General features: G+C 66.2%; 11 protein-coding genes. 2 read left to right on the forward strand and 9 right to left on the reverse strand.

Going from position 1 to position 10,739, the window contains the following annotated elements; all coding sequences use genetic code 11:
* Positions 1–148: 148 nt before the first annotated feature.
* Genes U5817_RS15755 through U5817_RS15765 form a run of 3 tightly spaced genes read right to left on the reverse strand, consistent with a single transcriptional unit; the run spans position 149 to position 4,837 of the window.
* On the reverse strand, positions 149–1,204 hold the full coding sequence (locus U5817_RS15755; RefSeq protein ID WP_407277985.1) for a 2-oxoacid:ferredoxin oxidoreductase subunit beta: 1,056 nt from the start codon (positions 1,202–1,204) through the stop codon (positions 149–151).
* Positions 1,201–3,057, reverse strand: a complete 1,857-nt coding sequence (locus U5817_RS15760) for a 2-oxoacid:acceptor oxidoreductase subunit alpha (protein WP_169125835.1) — start codon at positions 3,055–3,057, stop codon at positions 1,201–1,203. Before U5817_RS15760 ends, U5817_RS15755 begins: the two co-directional genes overlap by 4 nt.
* Before the next feature lies 1 nt (position 3,058).
* Positions 3,059–4,837 carry an FAD-dependent oxidoreductase gene (locus tag U5817_RS15765; protein WP_407277986.1) on the reverse strand — a complete coding sequence of 593 codons (1,779 nt, stop codon included), beginning with the start codon at positions 4,835–4,837 and terminating at the stop codon, positions 3,059–3,061.
* Between the two features lie 304 nt (positions 4,838–5,141).
* On the opposite strand from U5817_RS15765, the gene U5817_RS15770 reads away from it, so the two are divergent.
* Positions 5,142–5,423, forward strand: a complete 282-nt coding sequence (locus U5817_RS15770; RefSeq protein WP_169125837.1) for a PepSY domain-containing protein — start codon at positions 5,142–5,144, stop codon at positions 5,421–5,423.
* Positions 5,424–5,456: 33 nt separating this feature from the next.
* Here U5817_RS15770 and U5817_RS15775 read toward each other — a convergent pair whose 3' ends face one another.
* From U5817_RS15775 to U5817_RS15785, 3 genes are all read right to left on the reverse strand, one after another.
* Positions 5,457–6,530: an MBL fold metallo-hydrolase gene (locus U5817_RS15775; protein WP_407277987.1), complete on the reverse strand. Its 1,074-nt coding sequence runs from the start codon at positions 6,528–6,530 to the stop codon at positions 5,457–5,459.
* A 122-nt stretch (positions 6,531–6,652) separates the two neighbouring features.
* Positions 6,653–7,150, reverse strand: a complete 498-nt coding sequence (locus U5817_RS15780; protein ID WP_407277988.1) for a hypothetical protein — start codon at positions 7,148–7,150, stop codon at positions 6,653–6,655.
* A gap of 110 nt (positions 7,151–7,260) precedes the next feature.
* Positions 7,261–7,761 carry a hypothetical protein gene (locus U5817_RS15785; protein WP_407277989.1) on the reverse strand — a complete coding sequence of 167 codons (501 nt, stop codon included), beginning with the start codon at positions 7,759–7,761 and terminating at the stop codon, positions 7,261–7,263.
* 144 nt (positions 7,762–7,905) lie between these two features.
* On the opposite strand from U5817_RS15785, the gene U5817_RS15790 reads away from it, so the two are divergent.
* Positions 7,906–8,328 (forward strand): cyclic nucleotide-binding/CBS domain-containing protein, encoded by a 423-nt coding sequence (locus U5817_RS15790; protein WP_407277990.1) that lies wholly within the window; start codon positions 7,906–7,908, stop codon positions 8,326–8,328.
* Positions 8,329–8,383: 55 nt separating this feature from the next.
* Here the strand turns inward: U5817_RS15790 and U5817_RS15795 are convergent, their stop codons facing one another.
* From U5817_RS15795 to U5817_RS15805, 3 genes are read right to left on the reverse strand one after another with little or no spacing between them, the layout of a single operon-like run.
* Positions 8,384–8,926, reverse strand: a complete 543-nt coding sequence (locus U5817_RS15795; protein WP_169125842.1) for a hemerythrin domain-containing protein — start codon at positions 8,924–8,926, stop codon at positions 8,384–8,386.
* A gap of 37 nt (positions 8,927–8,963) precedes the next feature.
* Positions 8,964–10,241 (reverse strand): TRAP transporter large permease, encoded by a 1,278-nt coding sequence (locus U5817_RS15800; RefSeq protein ID WP_407277991.1) that lies wholly within the window; start codon positions 10,239–10,241, stop codon positions 8,964–8,966.
* Positions 10,238–10,738 (reverse strand): TRAP transporter small permease, encoded by a 501-nt coding sequence (locus U5817_RS15805; RefSeq protein WP_407277992.1) that lies wholly within the window; start codon positions 10,736–10,738, stop codon positions 10,238–10,240. The genes U5817_RS15800 and U5817_RS15805 overlap by 4 nt, the downstream gene beginning before the upstream one ends.
* Position 10,739: the final 1 nt, after the last annotated feature.

The following is a 10,739-nucleotide window of genomic DNA, read 5'->3' on the forward strand; positions in this document are numbered from 1 at the left end:
CCCTGTGGGAGCGGCTTCAGCCGCGAAGCAGCGTTTCCGCCGGAAGTGAGGCCCCATTCGCGGCTGAAGCCGCTCCCACGGACGGGGCCTCGCAGGAAGTTACTCCGGCACGGCCGCTACTGCGGCCTTATGCCACCGGTGACGCCGCTCAGCGCAGCATCGCGTTGAGCGCCTCGAGCGCCTTGCTGCCCGGGCACAGGTAGGCATCGCCCAACTGGTTCAGCGGCTTCTCCACCGTATTGAGGTGGGTGTGCATGTCCTGCCCGCTGCTGTCGACGTACAGCAGTCCGGTCACGATCTCGCCCAGCGCCTGACGCTCCTGCAGGTGGTTCATCGCGCCGATGCGGTCCGAGGGGTCGTAATCGACGCCCACCTTGCGCAGGTGCAGGATCGAGCCGTCGTGCTGCACGACGCGGCGCAGGCTGCCCGGCGGGTAGGAGGCTTCGATCTGCGCCTTGGGCAGGATCACGTCGAGCCGGTTCACCGCCGCGTTGTGCTCGCGCACGTAGTCGTAGCTCTTCGTCGAACCGGCGTGGTTGTTGAAGGTGACGCACGGGCTGATGACGTCGATGAACGCCGGTCCGCCGTGGCGCAACGCGCCCTTGATGAGCGGCACGAGCTGCTCCTTGTCGCCGGAGAAACTGCGCGCGACATAGGTGGCGCCGAGCTGCAGCGCGAGCGCGGCGAGGTCGATCGGGTTGTCGCTGTTGATGACGCCCTTCTTGCTCTTCGTGCCCTTGTCCGCGGTCGCGGAGAACTGGCCCTTGGTGAGGCCGTACACGCCGTTGTTCTCGACGATGTAGGTCATGTTCACGCCGCGGCGCATCGCGTGGGCGAACTGGCCGATGCCGATCGAGGCCGAGTCGCCGTCACCGGAGACGCCCAGGTACAGCAGGTTACGGTTGGCGAGCGCCGCCCCGGTAAGCACCGAGGGCATGCGCCCGTGCACCGAGTTGAAGCCGTGCGAGTTGCCGAGGAAGTAGTCCGGCGTCTTCGACGAGCAGCCGATGCCGGAGAGCTTGGCGACCTTGTGCGGCTCGATGTCGAGGTCGAAGCAGGCCTGCACGACCGCGGCGCTGATCGAGTCGTGGCCGCAGCCGGCGCACAGCGTCGAGATCGCGCCCTCGTAGTCGCGGCGGGTGTAGCCGAGCGCGTTGCGCGGCGCATCGGCCGCGAGGAGCTTGGGTTTGGCGAGATAGGTCATGAGGCCACCTTGCGCTGGGGTTGTCCGATGGGGCTCACCTTGCGGTCGTTCAGGGCGTCGGCGATCTTGCCGGCGATGAAGCGCGCCGTGATCGGCGAACCGTCGTAGTGCAGCACGCGCACGAGCTTCTTCGGATCGATCTCGCCTTCGTTGACCAGCAGCGTGCGCAGCTGCGCGCTCTCGTTCTGCTCGACGACAAACACCGCGTCGCGCTCGGCGATGAACTGCATCACCGCGTCGCTGAAGGGGAAGCCGCGTACACGCAGCGTATCGACGTGGATGCCGTCGGCCGCGAGCAACGCGCTGGCCTCGGCCATCGCGGGCGCCGTGGAGCCGTAGTAGATGACGCCGACGTGTGTGGGCTGCTCCGCCTTCGTCAGGATCGGCGCCGGCACGAGATCCTTGGCCGTGTTGAACTTCCGGCGCAGGCGCTCCATGTTGTACACGTAGTCGGTGCCGACCTCGCTGTACTTCGCATACGGGTTGCGCGTGGTGCCGCGCGTGAAGTACGCGCCCCGAGTCGGATGGGTGCCCGGGATGGTGCGGTACGGAATGCCGTCGCCGTCGACATCGAGGTAGCGGCCGAAGTCCTTGCCGGCCTCGAGCTCGTCGTAGGTCATGAGCTTGCCGCGGTCGTAGCGCCGGCTGTCGTCCCAGTCGAACGGAGCACAGAGCTGATCGTTCATGCCGATATCCAGATCCGACATCACGAACACCGGCGTCTGCAGCCGCTCGGCCAGATCGAAGGCCTGCGCGGTGAGGCTGAAGCACTCGTAGGCGTCCTGCGGGAACAGCAGCACATGGCGCGTGTCGCCGTGCGAGGCGTAGGCGCAATTGAGCAGGTCCGACTGCTGCGTGCGCGTGGGCATGCCGGTCGAGGGGCTGCCGCGCTGCACGTCGACAATCACCGCGGGAATCTCGGCGAAGTACGCCAGACCGAAGAATTCCTGCATCAGCGAGATGCCCGGCCCCGAGGTCGCGGTAAAGGCGCGCGCGCCGTTCCAGCCGGCACCGATGACCATGCCGATGGAGGCGAGCTCGTCCTCGGCCTGCACGATGGCGTAGCGTGCTCGGCCGTTGTCGGGATCGGTGCGGAACTTGCGGCAGTAGCTCGAGAAGGCTTCGATGACCGAGGTCGAGGGCGTGATCGGATACCAGCCCGCAACGGTGGCGCCGCCGAACACGGCACCGAGGCCGCAGGCGCTGTTGCCGTCGATCATGATGCGATCCCCCACCGCGTCGGCGCGCTTCACCCGCAGCCCGATGGGGCACGGCAGGTGCTGCCGCGCGTAGTCGTAGCCCAGGCGCAACGCATTGACGTTGGCCTTGATGAGCTGGTCCTTGCCGCGGTAACGGTCGACGATGAGCTGCTCAGCCGCGGCGAACTCCATGTCGAGCAGCGCGATCAGGGCACCGACGTACATGATGTTCTTGAACAGCTGGCGCTGGCGCGCGTCCTCGTATTCCGCATTGCACATCGCGGTGAGCGGGATGCCCAGCACGGTGATGTCCTCACGGAACTTCGACGGCGGGAGCGGCTTGGTCGAGTCGTAGAAGAGATAGCCGCCGCGGTCGATCGCGGCAAGGTCGCGGTCCCAGGTCTGCGGGTTCATCGCGACCATCATGTCGCAACCGCCGCGCGCACCGAGCCAGCCGGCTTCCGAGACGCGCACCTCGTACCACGTAGGCAGGCCCTGGATGTTGGACGGGAAGATGTTGCGCGGGGCCACCGGCACGCCCATGCGAATGATCGCGCGCGCGAAGAGTTCGTTGGCCGAGGCGGAGCCCGAGCCGTTGACGTTCGCGAACTTGATCACGAAGTCGTTGGTATGTTGAATCGCTGGGGTAGTCATCTCAAACCTCCGCGCCGGCTTGCGCGATGTTCACCTCGAATTTCTGCATGTCCCAGGCGCCCGTGGGACAACGTTCGGCACACATGCCGCAGTGCAGGCAGACGTTCTCGTCCTTGACCATCACGCGCCCGGTCTTGAGCCCCTCGGCGAGGTACAGCGCCTGCTCCCGCTCGCGCGACGGCGCCTTGAGGCGGCCGCGCAGCTCGTCTTCCTCGCCGTTCTGCGTGAAGGTGATGCATTCGGTGGGACAGATATCGACACAGGCGTCGCATTCGATGCACAGCTTGGGCTTGAACACGGTGGCGACGTCGCAGTTGAGGCAGCGGGCCGTCTCCGCACAGGCGAGCTTGAAGTCGTAGCCGAGTTCGAACTCCGACTTGATGTCCTTCAATGCCTCCTCGATCGACCTCACCGGCACCTTGCGGCGCGCGTCTTCCGACACCTGGTTGTCGTAGCTCCACTCGTGGATGCCCATCTTCTGGCTCACGAGGTTCATCGTCGCCGGCGGCCGCTGCGTCAGCGGCAGCTTGCGGCAGAAGAGATCGATCGAGATCGCGGCCTCGTGGCCCTGCGCGACCGCGGTGATGATGTTCTTCGGCCCGAGCGCCGCATCGCCGCCGAAAAACACGCGCGGCAGCGTCGATTGCAGCGTCTGCGGATTCAGCACCGGCAGACCCCAGCGGTCGAAGTCGAGGCCGATGTCGCGCTCGATCCACGGGAAGGCGTTTTCCTGGCCGATGGCGATCAGGACGTCGTCGCATTCCATATGCACGTCCGGCTCGCCCGTGGGCACGAGCGAACGACGGCCCTGGTCGTCGTATTCGGCGCGCACCTTCTCGAACAGCACGCCGGTGAGGCGCCCGTTGCCATACGTGAACGCCTTCTGCACGAGGAAGTTGTGGATGGGGATGCCTTCGTGCAGCGCGTCCTCCTTCTCCCACGGCGAGGCCTTCATCTCCTCGAAGCCGCTGCGCACCACCACCCGCACGTCCTCGCCACCGAGGCGGCGCGCCGAGCGGCAACAGTCCATCGCGGTGTTGCCACCGCCGAGCACGATCACGCGCTTGCCGATCGAGGTGACGTGGCCGAAGGCGACGTTCGCAAGCCAGTCGATGCCGACGTGGATGTGCGCCGCGGCCTGGTTGCGTCCCGGCAGGTCGGCGTCGCGCCCACGAGGGGCGCCGGTGCCTACGAAAACGGCGTCCCAGTCCTGCGCCAGCACTTCGCGCAGGCTGCCGATCCAGTGATTGCGGCGCACTTCGACGCCCAGCGCCTCGATGTAGCCGCACTCCTCGTCGATGACGCTGTCGGGCAGGCGGAACTTCGGGATCTGGCTGCGCATCATGCCGCCGGGCGACGAGCCGCTGTCGAACACCGTGACCTGGTAGCCCTGCACCGCCAGGTCGCGCGCCACCGTCAGCGAGGCCGGCCCGCCGCCGATGCACGCGATGCGCTTGCCATTCTTCTTCTCGGGCGGCCGCGGCAGGCGGTCGTGGATGTCATCCTTGAAGTCGGCCGCGACACGCTTGAGGCGACAGATCGCGACCGGCTCCTTGTCGACGCGCCCGCGCCGACAGGCCGGCTCGCACGGACGGTCGCACACCCGTCCGAGAATCCCCGGAAAGACGTTGGAGCGCCAGTTGATCATGTACGCAGTGGAGAAATCACCCGCGGCGATCTGCCGGATGTATTCAGGCACGGGCGTGTGGGCCGGACAGGCCCACTGACAGTCGACGACCTTGTGCAGGTAATCGGGGTTGCTGATGTCGGTCGGTTTCAAGTGCGTCCTTCCTGTCTCGGGAAAAGCGTGCGTATGAACGCGCCAATCAATACATGCATCATTGTGCACAAACTGCACTCAAATGCACGCTGCACTGCAACATGCATCATCCGATTCCATGCGCAATGAGCAATCGTACATTTTCCGGACAATTCCCGTATCACACCTGCGTCTCTTGTCGCATTTCCGGACAAGTTTTGCGGTGGCCACGGCCCAGGGCCGCGGACTTCAGGAACGGTTCACCTTCGCTTTCGCAGAATGTGTCCCATGCCACCCCGGCATGCATCGGAAACAGGAGACCGCCATGAACATCCGTCACTTCACCCTCGCCGCTGCCGCCCTGCTGATCGGAACCAGCGCTTTCGCCGACCCAACGTGCACGGCCGCCGCGAAGGATCCGCAGCCCGCCGCAAACTCGATGCGGACGTTGGTCGATGCAGGCTTCAAGTTCCAGAAAGCGAAGGTCACCAAGAGTGACTGCTACGAACTGAAGGGAACGAACACCGTCGGCGACCGCGTCGAGATCTATCTCAACCCAGCAGACGGCACCAACGTCAAGACCGAGACCAAGCACAACAAAAGCTGAGCCCGTAAAGGGCCGGTGGCGCGGACGAATGCCTCAGGCCGCCCCACCCTCGACGGGACAGCCTTCGGCGCGCCACCGCAGCATGCCGCCGGCGAGGTTGGCCACCTCGCCGAATCCCGCCCTCTGCAACAGCACGACGGCCTGGGCCGAGCGCGCGCCCGAGCGGCACACGGCGACCACGGGCCGCGCCTTGTCGATCTCGCCGCTGCGTGCGGCGAGCTGATCGAGCGGAATGAGTTTCGCACCGCCGATGTGGCCGAGCGAGCCGTCGAACTCGTCGGGCTGACGCACATCGATCACCTGCACCCTGGCCCCCGCCTCCTCCAGCACGTGCGGCTGGATTTCCCAGATGCCGCCGAAGGTGAAGGTGAGCGGCGCCCACGTCGGATCGCCCGCACCGACCAGGCCTTCAGCCGGACGTCCGCAGTTCAGGTTGGCCGGCACGGCGACGTCGATCTGCTTCGGGTGCGGCAGCCCGAGGTTCTTCATGTAGCCCGCAAAATCGTCCGCGCTGCTGTCGCCACCGATGCGGGGGTTCCAGTTGCGTTCCTCGTCCACGCTGGTGACGGTAAGCCCGCGGTAGTCGTGCGCCGGATACAGCAGGCAGCGGCCGGGCAGCGAGAAGATCTGCTCGTGCACCGAGCGGTACATCGTCCCCGCGTCGCCCTGCTGGAAATCGGTGCGGCCGCAGCCACGGATCAGCAGGCAGTCGCCGGTGAAGGCCATCGACTGGTCGTCCAGCACGTAGGTGAGGCAGCCGTTCGTGTGCCCGGGCGTCGCACGCACCTTGAGATGGCGCCCGCCGAACGCGATGCGATCGCCGTGTTCGAGCAGCCGGTCCGCGCCGTGTGCGCCGCTGCGGCAGGACAAGGCGATGCGGCTGCCGGTGCGCTGCCGCAGCAGCCATGCGCCGGTCACGTGGTCCGCATGCACGTGCGTTTCCAGCGTCCAGCGCAGGCTCAGGCGCAGTTCGTGGAGCAGCGCGGCATCGCGCCGCACCTGCTCGAAGACCGGGTCGATGAGGAGCGCGTCGCCACTCAGGGCATCGCCCAGCAGGTAGGTGTAGGTCGAGGACGGCGCATCGAAGAGTTGCCGGAATATCAGCATGCTGTTTCCTCCCTGTCGTTCTTGTCCGGCGCAGCAGGCAAACCGCCGCGGGCATCGTCTTCGATTGCCGCGGCGGAGGGAGGTTCAGCATGCCACCCGGCACGGCCGGGCGATAGCGTCGCTCAGTGGCCGGCCTGGACGGGCTTCCAGCCCGGATGGTCGAAGTACTGGCCGTAGTTGTTGAGGGCATTGACGATATGGACGACGCCCTTGCTGCGGTCACCGGCAGCCTGCTTGCCACCGACGACTCCGGCGCCGTCCGCCAGCTCCGCGATGACGTTGTGCAGCACCGCGTCGGCTTCCGGCGCGAGCTTGCAGTTGCCGACGATGTAGGCGAGTTGCTCGTCGACCGCCTTGCCCATCGCCTCGTACTGCGCCGTCGTAAACCGGCCGCCGTGAATCGCGTGGAGCTTCGGCTCGACGTTCGCACGGATCTTCACCATCCCCTCGCGCAGCGGTGCATCGGTCTGCCATTTGCTGCCCGCATTGAGCTTGAGCGCCGGCGCGTTCGCGCCGTGGTTGTGGGCGTCCGCAGCGAACGCCTGGGGTGCCCCGGCCAGTGCCGCGGCGGTGATCGCGCAGGCGGTGAATAGTCCTCTTGCCGATACAGTCCTCATCATCCGAATCCTCATTTAACATCCTTGATTGAATTGCGCGGCATCCCGCCGCCCGGATACTGCGGACGCCCGCACGGTCGTGACGGCGTCCGCCAATTGGCGCGACAAACCCGTCACCGCGCCGAAACTTCCAGCGTTTCGTCCAATGCGCGCCACCCCGGATGGGCGAACATCGTCCCGTACAGATTCAGTGCCTGGACGACCTTAAGCAGCCCCATGCGGCGCGCATCGGCGTGGGCAGCACGCTGCATCAGCGCGATGCCGTCTGCCATTTCCACGAGCAGCATGTGCAGGTGGCGCGATGCAACTCCATCCTTTGTGCAGCACGCGATCATCGCGGCGACGCGCAATTCGAGCGTGTGACCCAGCTCGGCTAGCCGCACCGCGTCCATCGCCGCCTGCGTGCGCGGCGACGCGTTCGCGTCAATCGCGGCGCGCATGTCATCGATGCCGCTACGCACACGCTCGTCGGGGCGCCAGTTGCGGGCGGCTTCGGCCGTGATGGGAGCGAGGTATGCGGGGACGAACGCTGCGGAACCAGATGTGGCCGCGACGACGTTGGAAGCAAGGGCAAGCGCCGTGGCGACGGCAGGCACGACCAGGTTCGGGCGCATGGGTGATCTCCTGAGTGTTCAGGCCCTTACCCTATGCCTCTGAAGATGAACACAAACTGAATGAAATCATGCCAGCGCGGCCCCAGCCTCACCTGCTAGATTGAATCAGAGGGAGCCTTCACTGCCAGTTGCAGGAGAATCGCCATGACCAATCGCTACATTTCCGAGATCGTTCGCGAGCAGGATCCGCTGATGCTGCCGCCCGATGCGTCGGTCGCACAGGCTTGCGAGCGCATGTGCGCGCGTCACGTCGGTGCAGTGCTGGTTGCCGACAGGGCGCATCACCTGCTCGGCATCTTCACGGGACGCGACGCGGTGCGCGCGCTGGGACGGGGCTGTGACGCCACGCACACCCACCTCGACGCGGTGATGACGACGGGCCCGGCGACGATCAGGCCAGACGCCCACGCGATCGACGCGTTGCGACTGATGAGCGACGGGGGCTTCCGTCACCTTCCCGTCGTGGAAAAGGGAAAGGTGATCGCGATCGTCGCGCGCTCGGATTTCGAAGGCCTCGAGCTGGATCGCTTCGAGGAGGAGAAGGCGCTGTGGGAGCACATCGGCTGAGGTGCCGGCAGCTCCCGGGCAGCGGCGGCGCGATACGCCGCCGCTGCCCGGCCTTTCAGATGTAGGTCGCGGGCTTCTTCGGTGCGTGGCGCATGTGCAGCGACAGCCCCAGCGCGGCCATATGGAGCGAGTTGCGGCCGAGAATGGTCTGCGACAGCGGCAGGAACTCCTTCTCCTCGAAGTCGGCATGCGCACGGTAGCGCGTCACCAGGCGCTCGACCTCGGCAGCGTCGAGGTGGCTGTCCTGCCCCTTCGCGACGCGCTTGAGCTCGGATTCGAGGCGTTTCCAGATCGTCTCGAGTTCGCGGTGCTCGTCGGTGAGGCGCTTCGCGAGCGCCTGCACCTTGTCGTGCTCGGCGCCCTTCTCCGCGCTCTGCAGCACCGCCGGGAAGAGCTCGCGCTCTTCATCGAGATGGTGCTCGAAGATCGCCTCGCGGAAGAATTCCAGCGCGGTCGCGGCGATCTCCCGCGCGCGGGCGGCGGGATCGAGCAGTGCAGGCAGCTCGCCCAGCATGTCCAGCTTCTTCAGGATGCCGGAGTGGCAATCGGAGAAGTCGTGGAGCGGTTCCTTCTTGGCAGCATCAGACGGGGTCGTCATGTGGGTATCCCCTGTGTTCGTTGTGTCGTCAGGCGGCTCATTTGCCGTTCATCATGGCCGGCAGCCAGGTCGAGATCTCAGGTACGGCGGCGATCGCGACGAGCACCATCATCACCGCTGCAAGGAAGGGAATCGTCGCGGCGAAGAGCGCCCCCATGCGGATGTCGGCCTGCACCATGGCGATGTAGAGGCCCGGGCCGACCGGCGGCGTGACGAGGCCGATCACCGTCGCGACCGTGCACACGACCCCGAAGTGGATCGGATCGATGCCGAGGCTGGTCACGACCGGCATCAGCAGCGGCACGACGACGATCAGCACGCTGATGCTCTCGAGGAACATGCCGAGAACCAGCATCAGCACGATCACCAGCAGCAGGAACACGAAGGGCGAATCGGTCAGGTTCTTCATATACTCGACGACGAGATCGGGCACGCCCTGGAAGGCGAGCACCCAGCTCAGGACCGAGGCCGCGGCGATGAGGCCGGTGATGGTCGCGGTGTTGGTGCCGACGTCGAAGAGGATCTTGCCCAGATCGCGGACGCCGATCTCGCGATAGACGAAGCCCAACACAAGCGCCATGACCGCGGCAATGGCGCCCGATTCGGTCGGCGTCATCACGCCGGCCATGATGCCGCCGATGACGACGAGCGGAATCAGCGCCGGGACCAGGCCTTCGAGCAGAACCTTCACCGAGGCCGAGCGATCGCCGCGCTCGCCCGCGGGCAGGCCGGGACCGAAGATGCCGAAGCACATGATTACGAGCGCGAGCGCCGCGACGATCAGAAGGCCGGGGAGGATGCCGGCGATGAACAGCGGCGCAATGGGCTGCACCGCGACCACACCGTAGATGATCATCAGCATCGACGGCGGGATGATCGGGCCCAGCAGGCCCGCCGACACCGTGACGGCGCCGGAGAACGCGCGGTTGTAACCGGTGCGCTCCATCGCCGGGATCATCACCTTGCTCATCACGCCGATCTGCGCGACCGCCGAGCCGAGGATGGACGCGGCCATCGCGTTGGTGAAGAGGTTGGCGTAAGCCAGCCCGCCCTTCATGCTGCCGACCAGCACCTCGGCGACGGCGATGAGGCGTTGCGTGAGGCCCGCCTTGTTCATGATCTCGCCGACCAGCAGGAACAGCGGGATCGCGAGCAGGCTGTTGATCTCGAGCGCGCCGTAGAGCTGGATGGGGATCGAATCGTACAGCACCGCGAGGTCGTTGGTGGCCATGAACACGACCGCGGCGATGAGGATGGTGCCGACGATGGGCAGGCCCGCGAAGAGCAGGCCGAAGAAGACGATCAGGGTGATCATTTGACGGCTCCCTTGAGGGCAGCGCGGGCGTCGCGCAGGATGGCGGCGAACTGGTGCCAGGCCATCACCGCCATCGCAGCGGGCAGCACCGAGTAGTTGTACCAGCGGGGCAGCTGGGTGGTCGCGCCAAGCTCGACGCGCACCTCGGGACGGCTGACCCAGTCGAGGCCGAGCCAGCACACGAAGGCGAACAGGCCCAGCATGACCAGCCCCAGCACGGCGAGCAGCGCGTGACGCGCGCGCGGGCGTAGCGCCTGCGGGAGGAAGTCGATGGTGACGAGCTGGCCGTGATGCACCAGCAGCGACAGGCCGAAGAGGGTCGCGAAGACGAGGAGCTGCACCGAGATTTCCTCGGCCCAGAAGATCGGGGCACTGAAGAAATAACGCATGAACACCTGCGCGACCATGATGCAGGCGATCGTGGCCGTGAGCGCGATCACCAGGCCGCGCTCGATCGCGGCGAGGCCTTTGTCGGCCTTCTGAATGTGAGCAAACATC

The sequence above is a fragment of the Aromatoleum evansii genome (assembly GCF_045689615.1).
Lineage (GTDB): Bacteria > Pseudomonadota > Gammaproteobacteria > Burkholderiales > Rhodocyclaceae > Aromatoleum > Aromatoleum evansii.